Raw genomic sequence first — 15268 nt, 5'->3', positions numbered from 1 at the left:
TTCGCCCGTGCGGGTGTTCCGGGAGACCCGAAAGCGGCAACCGCACTGGCGCTGTTCATATTTATATGACGGATATTGATATGACTGGTTGTCAGCGAGGGGAAAGGCCGGGCATCACATGGGCGTCGAAAGGGCGGGGGAGAAAGGAGTGGGTATGGGTCCACAGCGGCGCCGGGCGAGGTCCGGGCGATTGGCCGTCGTCGCGGCGTCGGTCGTCGTGTCGGGCACCCTGGCGGTCGGGCCCGGCTTCGCCGTGGTCCCGCCGGCGGCACGGGCAGCCGACCCGCCCGCTCCGGCCCCCACGATCCCGGCCCCCATGACCCCGGTCCCGGCACCCCCGGTTTCGACACCCCCGGCCCTGCCGTCCACCCCTGCCGTCCCCCCGTCGCCCGCCACGCCCGCGGCAACGGTCACGCCCCCGGCCCCGGTCACGCCCACGGCCCCCGCACCGGTGGCGCCGATGGTTCCGCTCCCCGCGACCCCGGCGAAGACCGCCCCGGCCGTCCCGCCCTTCGGGGCGTTTCTCGACTCCGGGGCCCTCGGGGTCGCGCGCATGGCCCAGCTGAGCCACTGGCTCGGCGGGACCGAGCTGAAGGTCGCCCACACCTATCTGCCCGGCGAACGCTGGCGGGACATCGAGGGCGCGCCCGGCTTCCTGGACGTGTGGGCGCGCTGGCGGCGGGAGAAGGCCGACCGGATGCTCGTCCTCAACGTGCCGATGCAGGAGCGCAACGAGGACGACATCCCGGACGCCCAGGTGCGGTGGCTGCTGCGGGCGGGCGCGGCCGGCGCGTTCGACCATCACTTCAGGGCCCTGGCCCAGCGGCTGGTGGAGCTGAAGGTGCCGGACACGGTGATCGTGCTCGGCTGGGAGATGAACGGCACCACCTACACCCATCGCTGCGGACCGGACCCTCAGGCCTGGAAGACGTACTGGAACAGAATCGTCGCCACCATGCGCTCGGTGCCGGGCCAGAAATTCCGGTTCGACTACACGCCGAGCCGTGGCCGGGACGCCGTGCCCTGGACCGAGTGCTATCCCGGGGACAGCACGGTCGACATCATCGGCATGGATTCCTATGACCAGCCGAGCGGACTGTCGTTCGACGAACAGGTGAAAGAGCCTTATGGCCTCCAGCAGCACGTGGATTTCGCGAAATCCCACGGCAAACCCATTTCATATCCGGAATGGGGTCTCTTCCGCAACGGTGACGACACCGAGTACATGCGGCGCATGCTCGCCTGGATCGACGAGCACAAGCCGCTCTACAACACGGTGACCGACTACTGCCCGCACGGCGTGTGGCAGTGCTCGGACAACCCCCGCTCGTCGCGGATCTTCCGGACCGCGCTGTACGGCCGCACCGAACAGCCGGCCACCCTTCCCACCCCGACCCCGACCCCGACCCCGACCCCGACACCCACCCCGACGCCCACCCCGACCCCGACGCCCACGCCCGCCAAGAAGCCCCCGGCCGACTGCTCGCCGCTGGACCTGGGCGACTGGGTCGAGTACTGGCTCGGCGGAAAGCTCTGCATCCGCTTCGGCTGGTGGTCGCGCAACCGCTAGTCCTGCCGGGGCGGCTGATCCTGGCCGCGTTCCCGCCACCGGTGCAGCACCTCCCTGCCCCAATGCCGGGCGGTCGCGTCGCACAGCGCGGCCGTCAGCAGCGGTGCGGTGCGCCGGCGGGCCATGAGCAGCCGCTGGTTGACGACCCGTTCGGGCCGCCAGTGGTGCTTGTACGGCTCGTCGCCGCGCAGCAGGCTCAGGGTGTCGCGCCGGCCGCCGCCGGTGTGCTCGGCGCAGGCGTCCAGCAGCATCACCGCCACGTCCGCCTTCAGCTCCCTGAGGCACGGATGGGCGCCGTAGAGGTAGCCGCCGGCCAGGCCGCGCGACAGCAGGGTCAGGTCGACGGCCACCACCTCGTCGTCGATCCGGAACTCGGTGACCACCGCGTTCCCCGAGCGCACCATCGGACCCACCGCGCGCACCAGATGCGCGCGGAACCGGGGCTGCAGATGCTCGGACGTCACCTTCCGCCCCTGCCACTGCAGCCGGTGCAGCTCCAGCAGCCGGCCGAGCGCCGCGTCCACCTCCTCGGGCCCCACCGCCCGCCGTCGCACGTCCAGCGCGGCCACCTTGCGCAGCTTGGCCCGCACCCGCTGGGCCGACTTCGCCGACAGCCGGGCCGTCAGCCCGTCCATGGGCAGGGGCGGCAGTTCCAGGCAGAGCGAGTCGGGGACCGTGCGGCGCGGCCCGCGCCAGCGGTCGTAGACCCGCTCCACCGCGCCGCCCGGGCGGACCTCGCGGAAGTCGACCAGCGCCGTGCGGGCCGCGTCGGCCAGCGCCTCGGTGAGCGCGCCGGCCGCCGGCCCGTCGTCGGTGTCGTCCAGCAGCACGTCCGCGTAGTCGGAGATCGCCCCGCCCAGCGGCACCAGCGCGGGCAGCGGCCGGCGGACCAGCATCAGCGGCGCGGCGGCCACCAGTTCGCCGCCGGCCCAGACCACCAGCAGACGCAGGTGCCCGCGCCGGCCGTACGACAGCCACCACGAGTGCAGCCAGGCGTGGCTCTGGAACGGGGTCGCGGCGGCGCACCGCCCGTACAGCCGTCCCCAGGCCGGGGCCAGCCCGGCGAAGCGGTCCTCGTCGGTGACGAGTTCGGCGGTCAGGGCGCGGCTCACGGCGCGCGCCGTGGAGAGGGCGGTCACCGTGTGCCGTGCATGTCGGCGGCGACGGCCGGTCCGGGCACCGAGGCCGGGCGCACGGTGTCCTCCTCGGGCCGGCGCCTCGGCCGCACCAGCAGCGCGAGGGCGCCCAGCAGCCCGCCCGCGCTCGCCCCGACCAGCCCGGTCACGACGGGCGGCGCCGACGCCGGCTCGGCCGGCTTCGCCGCACGCGAGAACTGCACCAGCTCGACGTGCGTGTCGGCCTTGGCCGCGTTGGCGTGCTGGGTGAGCGCGCGGGCGACCGCGTTGGCCATGTCGGCGGCCCGCGCCGGGCGTGTCGAGGTGGCGGAGACGGCGACCATGGGGGCGTCCGGCGAGGTCGCGGTGCGCACGCTGCCCCGCAGGGTGGCGACGGGCACGCCGGCCCACACCTGGGCGTCGCCGAGCACCGCGACCTGGGTGGCGACCCGGCCGTAGGCCTGCGCGAAGCCGAGCGCGCCGGCGGTGTCGGCCCGTTCGGTGGGGACGACGACGACATAGCTGGTCGCCGTGTACTCCGGGGGCTTCAGCACGCCGTACCCGCCGCCCAGCAGCCCGCCCGCGAGGACGCCGGCCGCCACCAGCGACCAGGGCGGGAGCGCGCGGAGACGGGAGGGGCGGGAGGTGTGCGGGTGCCGGGTCTGGTTGTCGGTCATGGGCTGACTCCCTGAGGGGATCGGGACTTGGGGACCGTAGGGGGGAGCGCCGCCGTGTAGACGTCCATGAGCCGGGCGGCGCTGCGGGTGATGCAGTAGTGGCGGGCCGCCTCGGGGGCGGTGCGCGGGCCGGGCCCGGCGGCGCGGACCTCGGCGAGCGCGCGGGCGTAGGCGCGGGGGTCGCACGGGACCCGCACCGCGTCCGGGGCGGCCCCGGGCGGCAGGTCCTCCAGGGCCGGGCAGGAGCCGTAGCGCACCGGCAGCCCCGACGCGAGCGCCTCCACGACCGCGAGGCCGAACGCCTCCTCCTGCGAGGGGGCGGCGAGCACGTCCATCGCCGAGGCCAGCGCGGGCAGGTCCGGGCCGGACGAGCCGTCGGGCAGGTACGGCCGCTCCCCGGCGAACAGCACCCGCTCGGCGATCCCCGCCCGCCACGCGGCCCGGCGCAGCGCGGGCTCCTCCGGGCCGCCGCCGACCAGCAGCAGCCTGCAGTCGGCGGGCAGGTCGGCGAGGGCGTGGATGAGGACGTCGAAGCGTTTGCCGCGGGCGAGCCGGCCGATGCCGCCGACGACGAACGCGTCCTCGGGCAGCCCGAGGCGGGCCCGGGTGCGGCGGCGGGCGTCCGGGTCGTAGGCGAACCGGGCCAGGTCGATGCCGTTGGGTACGACCGCGATGCGCGGCCCGGGCACGCCCCAGCGGGTGAGCCGGGCGGCGACGGTGGGGGAGACGGCGACGGTGGACCGGCCCAGCCGCTCGCCCAGCAGATACAGCCCGCGGACCCCCGCGGTGAGCGGCCGGCCCTCCAGCTGTGTCTCGCCGAGGGAGTGCTCGGTGGCGACGACCGCCCGCACCCCGGCCAGCCGGGCGGCGATGCGGCCGTACAGGCAGGCCCGGTAGAGGTGGGTGTGCACGAGGTCGTACCGGCCGCGCCGGATCAGCCGGGCCAGCCGGGGCAGCGCGGCCAGGTCGCGGTTGCCGGCCATGCCGAGGTGGGTCACCCGCACCCCGTCGGCCGCGAGCCCGGCGGCCACCGGCCCCGGGTTGGTGAGTGTCACCACCTCGCACGCGACGGGCAGGTGCCGCAGCAGCAGCCGCAGTTGCTGCTCGGCGCCGCCCACCCCGAGCCCGGTGATGATGTGCAGGGCCTTCACCGCAGCCCCTCGACGGGACGCCGGCGCAGCCGGTGCAGCCGGTGCTTGAGGAACAGGCGTACAGCGCCGTCGTTCTGCCCGACGTGCACCCGCGGCAGGACGTGCGGGCCGTTCAGCTCACCGGGGTCGATGGCGCAGGCGTAGCCGTAACCGGCCGCCCGTACGGCCGCCACGGCGCGCCCGTCGACCGTGCCGTACGGGTAGCAGAAGCCGGTGACCGGGGCGTCGGTCAGCTCCTCCAGCGCGGCCCGGCTGCCGGCGGTCTCGGCCGCCAGCAGCGCGTCGTCGGCCCCGGTGAGGTCGATGTGGGTGAGGCCGTGCGAGCCGATCTCCATGCCCGCGGCGGCGGCCCGCCGGATGCCTTCGGCGGTCAGCAGCGGCTTGCGCGGGCCCAGCGGGTCCCAGGCGTTGTCGCCGCCGAGCCGGCCGGGCAGCACGAACAGGGTGGCCGTGCACTCCCAGCGGGCCAGCACCGGAAGGGCGCCGGAGAGGAAGTCGGCGTACCCGTCGTCGAAGGTGAGACCCACCAGGTCCCGCCCGTCGCCCCGGGCCAGGGCGGCGAGCAGCTCGCCCACCGACACCCCGCGCAGCCGCCGCCGGCGCAGCCAGCGCAGCTGCCGCTCCAGCCGGTCGGGGGTGACCGTGATGCGGTACGGGTCGGCGGAGCAGTCGCCGACCGAGTGGTACATGGCGATCCACGGCAGCGCGCCGCAGACGAGCGCCCGGGCGGGCGCCGGTGACTCAACGGAGGACGGCATGGGCGAGCCTTCGGGTGAGCGTGCGGACAGCACGGAGTGCGGGGGCGAAACCCTGGGCGCGCAGGGCCCAGGCGAGCAGGACGAAGACGACGGTCACCGTGGCGCCGCCGGCGGCGAGTCCGGCGAGCGGCGACGACGGCAGACTCGCCACCAGCCCGCCGGCCACGGCGGCCGGCACCGCCGCCCGCAGCGGCCGGCTCAGCTCGTGCAGCACGGCCCCGGTCCGGATGGGCACGCTGCGGTGCCCCATGCCGGCGAGCAGCAGCGCGGCGGTGAGGGTGATGCCGGTGGCGTTGGCGGCGGCGATCCCGGTGACCCCCCACGAGCCGACCGTCCAGGCGCCGAGCCACGAGGTGGCGACGATCCCCGCGGCCATCGCGGCCACCGGGTACCAGGAGGCGCGGCCCGCCGAGAAATAGGAGCGGACCAGGACGCCGGTCAGGGTCTGGCCGAGCAGACCGAGCCCGTAGACCCGCATGACGTCGGCGGTCGCCGCGGTGTCCTCGGCCGTGAACGCCCCCCGCTGGAACAGCAGCTCGATCAGCTGCGGGGCGCAGGCCACGACCGCCGCCGTGCCGAGCAGCACCAGGCAGGCGGCCAGCGCCAGATCCCGCTCCACCCGGCCCCGGGCCCGCTCGGTGTCCCCGTCGGCCAGCGCCCGCGCCACCACCGGGAAGGTGACCGTGCACAGCATCATCGACAGCGACATCGGGATCTGCGCGACCTTCTGCGCGTAGTTCAGGTGCGAGATGGCCCCGGCGGGCAGCCCGGAGGCGAGGAACCGCTCGATCAGCACCTGGGACTGCCGGCACAGCGCGAACAGCAGCACGGTGGCCAGCAGCGGCACGTCCAGCGGCTGCGCCTCGGCGGCGGCCTTCGCCTCCGCCCGGTCGATGCGGCGGCGCCGCAACTCCCGCACCAGCGACGGCAGCTGGACCGCCACCATCAGACAGCCGCCCGCCGCGACCCCGATCGCGGCCGACCGCACGCCCCAGCGCCCGCCGAGCGTGTACATCGCCGTGCCGATGCCGACGTTGTACACGACGTAGATCGCGGCCGGCGCCAGGAAGCGGCGGTGGGCCCGCAGGGCCGCGCTGCAGTACCCGGCGAGGCCGAAGCTCAGCACACAGGTCGCGGTGAGCCGGGTGCAGTCCACGGCGAGCGCCGGGTCGGGCAGTCCCGGCGCGAGCGCCCCGACGAACTGCGGAGCGGCCAGCACGAGCAGCGTCCCGACCGCCGTGAACGCCAGCGCCAGCCGGGGCAGCGTGCCCGCGACCAGCGACCGCACCGGATCCCCCGGGGCGCCCTGCGCACGGCGGGCCAGGGCCCTGCTGAACGCCGGGATCAGCGCGAACGCCAGCCCGTCCTCGATGAGCAGCGTGGCCGCGAACTCCGGCACGGTCCAGGCGACCAGGAAAGCGTCCGTGTCCTGCCCGGCCCCGAACAGATGGGCCAGCGACTGGTCCCGCACCAGCCCGAGCAGCGCCGCCGCGACCGAGAGGGAGGCGGTGACCAGGGTGGCCCGGGCGAGCGACCGGCGGGTGGCGGGCGGGGCGGGCTCCGCGGGCGGGGGCGGTACGGGCGGGCCGCAGGCTGCCTCGGGAGGCGGGGGCGGCGCGGGCGGGCGGCCTGCCTGCTCGGCGCCGGTGACGGCGGCTACGCCGGTACGCGCCCCCGGCAGGGTGACTCCGCGTGCGTCGGCGGGCCGGCCCTGACCCGGGTCCGGGCGCCGGTGGGCCGCCCCGGTCTCCGGTCCCGGTGCCCCACCGGTCGTACGGCTCGTCATCGCGTCCGCCTCATCGCAGGGCCGCCTCTCCGGCCGGCGCCGCCCGCCCGGCCGGTACGGCGGTGCGCTCGCCGGGGGCCTGCCGGTCGCCGCCCACCAGCGCCCACCAGGCGATCAGCCCGAAGCACACCGCCGTCAGCACGGTCGACGGGCCGCCGATGTCGGCGTACACGAAGTCCACGAGCTGCCACACCAGCAGCCCGCAGGCGACCAGCGCGCAGTCCAGGCCCCGGCCGCCGGCCCCGCGGGCGCGCCACAGGCCGCGCAGGGCGCACACCAGCAGGGCGAGCCAGCCGCCCGCGAGGCAGAGCAGCCCGATCAGGCCCTGTTCGCAGAGCACCAGCAGATACATGTTGTGCGGGGACAGCAGCGGCTGCCGGCGGTAGGCGGCGCCCGCGCCCTCGGTGTCGCTGCCCGAGGACAGCGCGAGCGAGGCGTTCCCGTCGCGGTACTCGGGGAAGCCCTTCAGGCCGACGCCGGTCAGCGGGCGCTCGCGCCACATGTCGGTGGCCGCGGCCCACATCGTGTACCGGTCGGTGACCGACTGGTCGGGCGCGTCGGTGACCTGGGTGATGCTGTCGATCCGCTCCTGGAGCATCGCCGTACCCACTCCCAGCCCGCCCACCAGCACCACGCCCGCGGCCACCACGGCCGCCCCGATCCGCACGGCCCGGCGCGGCCCGGCCAGGACCAGCTGGACGGTGAGGGTGAGCGCGGTGGCGATCCAGGCGCCCCGGCTGAAGGACAGGGCGAGCGGGACCGACAGGGCGAAGGCGCAGCAGGCGGCGACGGCGCGCTCCCGGGTCGCGGACCGGCCGAGCGCCAGGCCCACCGCGCACACCAGCCCGAAGGACACCACCGTCGCCATGCCCATCACGTCCGTCGCCCCGAAGGTGCCGACCGCCCGGATGTCCTCGCCCTGGTAGGAGGCCCCGGTCCCGGTGACGTACTGGTGCACGCCGACCGCCCCCTGCCATCCCGCGAGGGCCACGAACGACCAGGCCAGCAGCCGGAAGTCGGCCCGGCCGCGGACGAGGAGCACGACGGCGGAGGGGACCAGCACGAACACCTGCAGATAGCGGCCGAGACCGGTGATCCCGGCGCCCGGCGAGACGGCGTGCAGCGCGGCCAGGGCGAGGCCGGCCACCGGCAGGCCGAGGATCACCGCGGCGGTCCGGCCGAGCGGCCGGCTGCGCGCGCGCAGCAGCCGTACCGCGCAGAAGAGGACGACCAGCGCGGACAGGGCGTCGGCGGGCCCCGCGCCGCCCTCGCCGCCGGGGGCGACCGGCAGCGCGAGCAGCGCGACGACGGCCACCACCGGCAGCACCGGGGAGAGCCGCGCGGGGTGGCGGAGCGGCAGAGCGAGGGCCATCGGTCAGCTCCCCGTGGAACGCACGAGCGCGGCGGCGGTGCGCAGCAGGATGCAGACGTCCTGCCACAGCGACCAGTTGTCGATGTAGGCGTTGTCGAAGCGCGCCCGGTCCTCGATGGAGGTGTCACCGCGCAGCCCGTTGATCTGGGCGAGCCCGGTGATGCCGGTCTGCATCCGGTGGCGGGCCGCGTAGCCCGGGTAGGTCTGGCTGAACTGGCCGACGAAGTACGGCCGTTCGGGGCGCGGGCCGACCAGGCTCATGTCACCCCAGAAGACGTTCCACAGCTGGAGCAGCTCGTCCAGCGAGGTCTGCCGCAGGAACCGGCAGAAGCGGCTCATCTTCCGCTCGTCGGCCACGCTCCACCGGGTGGCCGCCTCGTGCTCGTCGGCCGGGCGGTGGGTGCGGAACTTCAGCAGCGTGAACGGGCGGCCCCCCTTGCCGATGCGCTCCTGCCGGAACACCACCCCGGGCCCGTCGGTGAGCCGCAGCACCACCGCGCACACCAGCAGCACCGGGCTGACCAGCACCAGCAGCGCCCCGGACACCGCCATGTCCAGCAGCCGCTTGCCCGCGTTGCCACGCCGTCGCGTGCCCAGGTCCAGGCGGCGCACGGCGAACCCGGCGAGCTGGTCGCGCATCTCGTACGCCGGGCAGTCCGCGTCCAGCTCCCACAGCGCGCAGCCCGACTCGGCGAGCGCCCGCAGCAGCGGCCCCTTCTCGGTGCGCACGGCCGGATGGACGGTGAGGACGACCCGCACCCCGTTCTGGATGAGCGCCCGCTCCACCTCCTCGCCGGTGGTGAGCACCGGCAACCCGCCGGTGCCGTCCGGGTGCTCCGCGACCACGCCCACCGGCCGCACCCCGCAGCGCGGGTGCCGCAGCAGCGCGGCGGACACCCGCTGCGCGGTCGCGGCCGGCCCGATCACCAGGGCCGTACACGGGTGGCGCAGCAGCACGACCCGGCGCCGCCAGTGCACCGCGCCCCGGGCCGCGCAGGCCGCCGCAGCGTGCAGCGCGCAGCCCAGCAACAGGGTCCGGGCGGTCAGGGCGCGCCCGGGATCGTACGCGGCGAGCAGCGCGGCCAGGCTCAGCCAGACCACCGCGATCCGCCCGCACACCGCGGGCAGTTCGTCGAGCACGCCGGGCACCGGCCGGGCGGAGTGCGGGCGCAGCAGCAGGGCGCCGCACACCAGGGCGGCGACCAGCACCGGCCGGTGGGAGGTCTCCTCCAGTGTGGTCGCGCCCACCAGGGCGGCGAGCAGGTCGGCGGCGAGCAGCGGCAGCGGCGAGGCGGGCCGCACGGGCGGCCGCCGCAGCGGGAACCGGAAGCCGCCGGCGGCGCGGGCCGGCAGGACCGACACGGCCGAGATCCGGTTGTCCCATGGCTGCGCGCCGGGCGAGGGGACAGTACTTTCCGCAGTCACGAGTGGATGGACTCCCTGCACTCGGAGGGCACGAGCTGGGCTGGTTCTCGGCCCGCCGCCGGGGCGCGGCCGAGGAGTTCGCGGTAGAGGGCCGCGACCCGTTCTGCGGTGAGCCGCACATCGTGCGTGGCCAGCACGTGCCGGCGCCCCTGGCCGCCGAGCGCCGCGCGCAGCGGCGGATCGGACAGCAGCCCGGTGATCGCACCGGCCAGCGCCCCCGGGTCCTCCGGCGGGACCAGACAGCGTGCGGCGAGCGCGGGCGGCAGGCTCTCGCGGGCGCCGTCGACATCGGTGAGCACGACGGGCCGCCCGCAGCCGAGCGCCTCCAGCGGGGCGAGCGCCATGCCCTCCCAGCGCGAGGGCAGCACCACGAGGTCGGCCGCCCGGTACCAGGGGACGGCGTCGGTGACCGCGCCGGTGAACTCCACGGAGGAGTGCGCCTGCCGCTGTAACACCTCGCGGTCCGGTCCGTCACCGACCAGCACGAGCCGTGCCTGAGGCAGCACGCCGACGACGTCCTCCCAGGCGCGCAGCAGGACGTCCTGCCCCTTCTGCCGGCACAGGCGGCCCACGCAGACGACCAGGGGTGACCCGGGCGGGGTGCTCTCGTCGTCGTCGGCCGGGGCGTAGTGGGTGGTGTCGATGCCGTTCGGGATGACCGTGTACGCGGCGCGCACACCGGCGCGCAGGCCCGTCGCGCGCTCCGCCTCGCTCACACACACCACCCGATGCGCCCAGCGCGCTCCCCATCGTTCCCAGTGCAGGGCGAGCGTCGCGGTGAGCCCGCCGACCGCCTCGAAGGACCAGGCGTGCGGCTGGAACACGGTCGGGATGCGCCCGCGCACGGCGAGCCGCGCGGCCAGGCCGGCCTTGGCGCTGTGCGCGTGCACCAGTTCGGGCCGTACCTCGTCGATCAGGCGTACGAGCCGCCGTACCTCGCCCGGCAGGCCGGGGCCCGGGGAGCGGCCCGCCTGCCAGTCGCGGACATCGACACCCAACTCGCCTAGATTCCTGGCGAGTTGGCCGCCCGGGCAGGCCGCCGTGACCCGCAGGCCCGCCGCGATCTGGGCTCGTGCCAGGTCGAGCACGACCCGGGCGACACCGCCGTCGACGGGTTGCGCGAGGTGCAGGACCCGGGGCCGGAGGGCGGGTGCTGACTGGTGCATTCGCGGGATACCTCGCTCACGGGGGCGCTCGGACTGCGGTCGTGAACGCGCCTTCAGCTCCGGGCGTCCACGGCGGCGAAGAGCGCGCCGGCCCCTGCCGCGTCCGCGTGGGAAACGAGCCGGAAGCCCTGCTGGTCACCGCTTTGCAGCAGCGCCGGACCAAGATCAGGTACATCGGGCCCGTGGCCGAGCGTGTCGGCGTGGGCCGGAACGCGCCGGGCCGGTACGCTGCCCGGTTTGCTGATCATGGAGTGCGGTACGCCGGGCGTGCGCCGGGGGCCGGTGGAGAGCGTGAGCGGCTCGCCCGCGCTGCTCCGGACCTCCCGGCACCGGCTCCCCCGTTCGGGGGCGCGGCGATCGGGGGAGGTGTCGGCCGCGCGGACGAATCCGTGGTGCCGCATCGCGTGGTGGCGCGGGGTGAAGGCGAGGGCGCCCGCCGTCGTACGCAGCAGCGGACCCAGGAACTTGCGCATGACCGGCGGTGCCCTTTCGCACGTGCTGGGGAGGTTCGCAATTCTAGTAGCTATCCGTATTAATCCGGAGAAACAGGACAAGTGTGTCGGAAACGTGAAGGGCTACCTCTCGTGCATCACCCCATTGGCGGCACAACCCCTGTAGGCGCAGCGCGTTGACACAGCGCCGGGTATCCGCCCGGATGTTGCGTCGATCCCAAGGAGCACCTCTCCATGTCGCGTATCGCGAAGGGCCTGGTCCTGACCTCCGCCGCCGTCGCGGCCGTCGCCGGCGGTGCCGGCATGGCCGCCGCCGACTCCGAAGCGAGCGGTGTCGCCGCCAACTCGCCCGGTATCGCCTCGGGCAACGTCGTCCAGGTCCCGATCCACCTGCCGATCAACGTCTGCGGCAACACCGTCAACTTCATCGCCCTGCTGAACCCGGCGTTCGGCAACACCTGCGTCAACGCCTGACGTCGGCACGCACCCCTTCGGCCGGCCGACCGCCCCGCACTTCATCGCGAGGCGGACGGCCGGTTTTTCGCTCCCCCGGACGGGTCACGGTGAGCGGGCGAGCGGTTGCGGCGCGCGATCGGTGAACAGACGGTGGGCTCAGGTCCCACCGTTCACCGAAAGGAACCCCCATGCGTGATCTGCCTGCCCGGCGTCTCGCGTCCACCGCCCTCTGCGCGGCCGTCCTGGTCGGCATCACCGGCCCGGCCGCCCTCGCCGCCGACGCGGCCGGCGAGCACGGGCGCAGCACTTCCCGGGCGCCTGTCCCGGCGGCCGAGAAGGAGAAACTGCTCGCCCAGGTCCGCGCGCTGGGCAGCACGAGTTCCGTGCTCGATCCGGTCATCGAACTGCTCAACCAGTCGCTGGAGAAGGGCCGGCTCCCCGCCGACGAGGCCAGAAGGCTGGGCGCGGCGGCGAAAGCGGCCATCGCCAAGGCCGCCGCCGACCCGACGCCGGCCACGTCACCGGATCCCGCGGCCCACACGGCACCGACGACCCCGGCCCAGTCGTCGCCCACGACTCCGGCCACGCCGACGAAGCCGGCCCGGCCGGCGGCCCAGTCGTCGCCCACGACCTCGGCCACGCCGACGAAACCGGCCCGGCCCGCGGCCCAGTCGTCACCCACGGCACACGCCACCCCGACGACGGCGGCGAAGCCGGTGGCCCATACGTCACCCACGGCGCCCGCGACACCGACGGCGCCGGCGAAGCCCGTGGCTCAGTCGTCGTCCACGGTCCACGCGAGCCCGACGACCACGGTGAAGCCCGTGGCTCAGTCGTCGTCCAGCCCGACGACCACGGTGAAGCCCGCGGCTGAGGCGACTCCCACCGCACCCACGAAGCCCGGAGCCCCCACGGCGACCGCTTCGCCCGCCGCGCACACGAAGCCGGCGGCGCCCACGGCCACCGCATCGCCCGCGAAGCCCGCGGCGACCGCCTCGCCCACCGCACCCGCGAAGCCCGCCGTGCCGAGCACCCCGACGGCGCCCGCGGTACCGGCCACGCCGACGGGCTCCACCGCCCCCACGGCCCCCGCCGCCTCCGTGTCGCCGGCCGTTCCCGCGACCGCGGCGGTCCCGGCCGGGGCCGCCGTCCCGTTGGCCCTCGCCGGACAGGCCGTCGCGCGGCACTCGGCCGTCGGCCTGCCCTCGTCGCGCGACATCGTCAGCGACGCACTCGACGACCTGGACGCCGCGATCGACAAGCTGGTCGAAGCGGTCACCGACGGCCTCGACCAGATCCTGTCCTCCGCCACCGATGTGGTGTCCGGCCTGGTCGACCTGCTGTCGGGGACCCTCCTCGCAGGCGACCTGCCCGCGCCCACCCTGACCGACCTGCCCTCGCTGTCCTCCCTGACCGAGGACGCGACCCTGCCCGCGACGACCGAGGCCTCGACCCTGCCCGCGACGGCCTCGGAGCCGAGCCAGCCCGCGACGACATCGGAGCCGAGCCAGCCCGCGACGAGCGCCGAGCCGAGCCTGCCCCCGACCGGCTGACGCGGGAAGTCCCCGTCGGTCCGAGGGATTTCATATGTCTTCTCCGCGCGGGGTTTCCGGCCCGGCCGGGAGTCGTTAGGCACGGCGTCAGAATCCCCTGGGGTGACGTGAGTTGCCGAAGAAAGGAACATGATGAAGTCCCTGAAGGCTGCCGCCGTGGTTGCCGGTTCCGTGGCCCTCGCCGGCGTCACCGCGCCCGCGTTCGCCAGCAACGCCGCCGACGTGGCGCCCACCAGCCTCAACGGTGCCGTCAACAAGATCACCAAGGGTCCGCTGACCCTTGAGGACGCGATGCCGCTGCGGCACCAGTCGGACGCGCTCAACACCGAGAAGAAGGGCTCCGTGCTGCACACGGCCAAGGGCGCCACCACCACGCTGAACCGGCACACCCCGCTCCTCGGCGGCCTGCCCCTGCAGAGCTGACGCCCCGTCCCCGCGCCGGCGGCGGAAGACCGGGAATTCCCGCGGCTCCGCACACCGGAGAGCAGCGACGTCCACCCGGAAAGCGGAGAAGACAGGGGGCCGGTACCGCACCCGCGGCACCGGCCTCCGGCGCGTTCGAGGCCACTTCCCTCGTTCGTGTGGAGCCCTTCCGGGCACTGGTCCGGAAGGGTGAGCAGCCGCCCGGCGGCGCGCGGCGGCGTCGATAGGGTCGCGCGGTGACCTCAACCTCAACCGAAACCCGTCCCGCCGAGCTGGGCACGCTCGTCGTCCTGGCCTGGAGCGGCGAGGCTCCCGACGGCGCCGACATGCCCTACCTGCTGGCCTACTCCCTGGGCGACACCGAGGGCGGCCCGGAGGGCACCGCCGCCGCGGTGGAACAGCTGCTGGTGAGCAACGGACTGCCGGTCGGCGGCGAGCTGGTCGACGGCACCGGCCGGCCCGGCCTTCCGGTCAGCCTGCTGGTCGAGGCCGGCCAGGCGGTCGTCCGGATGTCAGGGCAGGTCGCCCGGTCGGACGTACCGCCCCCGTGGCTGGCCGCCGTCCGGGAACGCGGCTACGCCTACCTCGTCTTCACCACCCGCGCCTGGCCGGAGGGCGTGCCCGGCAAGGCCGTCGAGCCCGCCGCGCTGGCCGCGTTCGCCGGTGCCGAGGAGACGCTGACCGCCGCCGCGCACGTCGTGCTGCCGGCTTCCGGCCTGCGCGGCTGATGCCGAGGACCCTGACCGGCGGCAGAGGGTTCGGCCTGCTGCTCGTGCTCACCGGGGCGGCCGGACTCCTCGCCTCCTGGGTCATCACCCTGGACGAGTTCAAGCTGCTGGAGGACCCGGGCTTCGTCCCCGGGTGCAGCCTGAACCCGGTGGTGTCCTGCGGCAGCGTGATGAAGAGCGACCAGGCCTCGGTCTTCGGGTTCCCCAACCCGATGCTGGGCCTGGTGGCCTACGGCATCGTGATCTGCGTCGGCATGAGCCTGCTGGCCGACGCCCGCTTCCCCCGCTGGTACTGGCTGCTGTTCGAGGCCGGATGCCTGTTCGGCGTCGGGTTCGTGACCTGGCTGCAGTTCGAGTCGCTGTACCGGATCAACGCGCTGTGCCTGTGGTGCTGCCTGGCCTGGGTCGCCACGATCCTGATGTTCTGGTACGCCACCGCACTGGTCGTCCGCGAGGGACTCCTGCCCGCCCCCGGCCCGCTGAAGAGCTTCTTCGCCGAATTCGGCTGGGTGCTCCCGGTGCTGCACATCGGAGTGATCGGAATGCTCGTCCTGACCCGCTGGTGGGACTTCTGGACGAGCTGAACAATGACGAGCCGACTATTGCGGCAGTCGGGGGAATTGTGAGCTGACGGCG

The 15268-nt window shown here is 74.9% G+C and carries 15 protein-coding genes; 6 read left to right on the top strand and 9 right to left on the bottom strand.

What is annotated here, in order from left to right; all coding sequences use genetic code 11:
- The first annotated feature begins 154 nt into the window (after nt 1-154).
- On the top strand, nt 155-1570 hold the full coding sequence (locus tag ABZ937_RS16770; protein ID WP_361692211.1) for a glycosyl hydrolase: 1416 nt from the start codon (nt 155-157) through the stop codon (nt 1568-1570).
- On the opposite strand, the gene ABZ937_RS16765 is transcribed toward ABZ937_RS16770, so the two are convergent.
- Genes ABZ937_RS16765 through ABZ937_RS16725 form a run of 9 tightly spaced genes read right to left on the bottom strand, consistent with a single transcriptional unit; the run spans nt 1567 to nt 11493 of the window.
- Nucleotides 1567-2682, bottom strand: coding sequence for a GNAT family N-acetyltransferase (locus tag ABZ937_RS16765; RefSeq protein ID WP_361692208.1), 1116 nt, complete (start codon nt 2680-2682; stop codon nt 1567-1569). The two genes, ABZ937_RS16770 and ABZ937_RS16765, sit on opposite strands and share 4 nt — an antisense overlap.
- 23 nt (nt 2683-2705) lie before the next feature.
- Nucleotides 2706-3362: a lipopolysaccharide biosynthesis protein gene (locus ABZ937_RS16760; protein WP_361692205.1), complete on the bottom strand. Its 657-nt coding sequence runs from the start codon at nt 3360-3362 to the stop codon at nt 2706-2708.
- Nucleotides 3359-4513 (bottom strand): glycosyltransferase, encoded by a 1155-nt coding sequence (locus ABZ937_RS16755; RefSeq protein ID WP_361692202.1) that lies wholly within the window; start codon nt 4511-4513, stop codon nt 3359-3361. The genes ABZ937_RS16760 and ABZ937_RS16755 overlap by 4 nt, the downstream gene beginning before the upstream one ends.
- The gene (locus tag ABZ937_RS16750) at nt 4510-5271 is read right to left on the bottom strand and encodes a polysaccharide deacetylase family protein (RefSeq protein WP_361692199.1); all 762 of its coding nucleotides are present in this window, start codon (nt 5269-5271) and stop codon (nt 4510-4512) included. Before ABZ937_RS16750 ends, ABZ937_RS16755 begins: the two co-directional genes overlap by 4 nt.
- Entirely contained in the window at nt 5255-7057 is a 1803-nt protein-coding gene (locus ABZ937_RS16745; protein ID WP_361692196.1) for a lipid II flippase MurJ, read from the bottom strand. The genes ABZ937_RS16750 and ABZ937_RS16745 overlap by 17 nt, the downstream gene beginning before the upstream one ends.
- A 10-nt stretch (nt 7058-7067) precedes the next feature.
- Complete coding sequence (locus ABZ937_RS16740) at nt 7068-8429, bottom strand: O-antigen ligase family protein (protein WP_361692194.1); 1362 nt, start codon at nt 8427-8429, stop codon at nt 7068-7070.
- Between the two features lie 3 nt (nt 8430-8432).
- The gene (locus ABZ937_RS16735) at nt 8433-9854 is read right to left on the bottom strand and encodes an exopolysaccharide biosynthesis polyprenyl glycosylphosphotransferase (protein WP_361692191.1); all 1422 of its coding nucleotides are present in this window, start codon (nt 9852-9854) and stop codon (nt 8433-8435) included.
- The gene (locus ABZ937_RS16730; protein WP_361692187.1) at nt 9851-11020 is read right to left on the bottom strand and encodes a glycosyltransferase family 4 protein; all 1170 of its coding nucleotides are present in this window, start codon (nt 11018-11020) and stop codon (nt 9851-9853) included. The genes ABZ937_RS16735 and ABZ937_RS16730 overlap by 4 nt, the downstream gene beginning before the upstream one ends.
- A 53-nt stretch (nt 11021-11073) precedes the next feature.
- Entirely contained in the window at nt 11074-11493 is a 420-nt protein-coding gene (locus ABZ937_RS16725) for a hypothetical protein (RefSeq protein ID WP_361692184.1), read from the bottom strand.
- Nucleotides 11494-11706: 213 nt separating this feature from the next.
- Between ABZ937_RS16725 and ABZ937_RS16720 the strand changes: the two genes are divergently transcribed.
- From ABZ937_RS16720 to ABZ937_RS16700, 5 genes are all read left to right on the top strand, one after another.
- Nucleotides 11707-11946 (top strand): chaplin, encoded by a 240-nt coding sequence (locus ABZ937_RS16720; RefSeq protein ID WP_361692181.1) that lies wholly within the window; start codon nt 11707-11709, stop codon nt 11944-11946.
- A 170-nt stretch (nt 11947-12116) separates the two neighbouring features.
- On the top strand, nt 12117-13481 hold the full coding sequence (locus tag ABZ937_RS16715; RefSeq protein WP_361692178.1) for a hypothetical protein: 1365 nt from the start codon (nt 12117-12119) through the stop codon (nt 13479-13481).
- A gap of 132 nt (nt 13482-13613) precedes the next feature.
- Nucleotides 13614-13904, top strand: coding sequence for a hypothetical protein (locus ABZ937_RS16710; protein WP_361692323.1), 291 nt, complete (start codon nt 13614-13616; stop codon nt 13902-13904).
- A gap of 236 nt (nt 13905-14140) precedes the next feature.
- Nucleotides 14141-14632 (top strand): DUF5949 family protein, encoded by a 492-nt coding sequence (locus ABZ937_RS16705; protein ID WP_361692175.1) that lies wholly within the window; start codon nt 14141-14143, stop codon nt 14630-14632.
- Nucleotides 14632-15216, top strand: a complete 585-nt coding sequence (locus tag ABZ937_RS16700) for a vitamin K epoxide reductase family protein (protein WP_361692172.1) — start codon at nt 14632-14634, stop codon at nt 15214-15216. The genes ABZ937_RS16705 and ABZ937_RS16700 overlap by 1 nt, the downstream gene beginning before the upstream one ends.
- Nucleotides 15217-15268: the final 52 nt, after the last annotated feature.

It is taken from the genome of Streptomyces sp. NPDC046727, assembly GCF_040645635.1.
Lineage (GTDB): Bacteria > Actinomycetota > Actinomycetes > Streptomycetales > Streptomycetaceae > Streptomyces.
This window is presented reverse-complemented; position numbering and strand designations above follow the sequence as displayed.

Bases quoted from the DNA above. Each gene is read 5' to 3' on its own strand.
- ABZ937_RS16750 (WP_361692199.1), bottom strand. From the start codon at position 5,271: ATGCCGTCCTCCGTTGAGTCACCGGCGCCCGCCCGGGCGCTCGTCTGC.
- ABZ937_RS16715 (WP_361692178.1), top strand. From the start codon at position 12,117: ATGCGTGATCTGCCTGCCCGGCGTCTCGCGTCCACCGCCCTCTGCGCG.
- ABZ937_RS16720 (WP_361692181.1), top strand. From the start codon at position 11,707: ATGTCGCGTATCGCGAAGGGCCTGGTCCTGACCTCCGCCGCCGTCGCG.
- ABZ937_RS16700 (WP_361692172.1), top strand. From the start codon at position 14,632: ATGCCGAGGACCCTGACCGGCGGCAGAGGGTTCGGCCTGCTGCTCGTG.
- ABZ937_RS16725 (WP_361692184.1), bottom strand. From the start codon at position 11,493: ATGCGCAAGTTCCTGGGTCCGCTGCTGCGTACGACGGCGGGCGCCCTC.
- ABZ937_RS16710 (WP_361692323.1), top strand. From the start codon at position 13,614: ATGAAGTCCCTGAAGGCTGCCGCCGTGGTTGCCGGTTCCGTGGCCCTC.
- ABZ937_RS16740 (WP_361692194.1), bottom strand. From the start codon at position 8,429: ATGGCCCTCGCTCTGCCGCTCCGCCACCCCGCGCGGCTCTCCCCGGTG.
- ABZ937_RS16770 (WP_361692211.1), top strand. From the start codon at position 155: ATGGGTCCACAGCGGCGCCGGGCGAGGTCCGGGCGATTGGCCGTCGTC.
- ABZ937_RS16745 (WP_361692196.1), bottom strand. From the start codon at position 7,057: ATGACGAGCCGTACGACCGGTGGGGCACCGGGACCGGAGACCGGGGCG.
- ABZ937_RS16760 (WP_361692205.1), bottom strand. From the start codon at position 3,362: ATGACCGACAACCAGACCCGGCACCCGCACACCTCCCGCCCCTCCCGT.
- ABZ937_RS16730 (WP_361692187.1), bottom strand. From the start codon at position 11,020: ATGCACCAGTCAGCACCCGCCCTCCGGCCCCGGGTCCTGCACCTCGCG.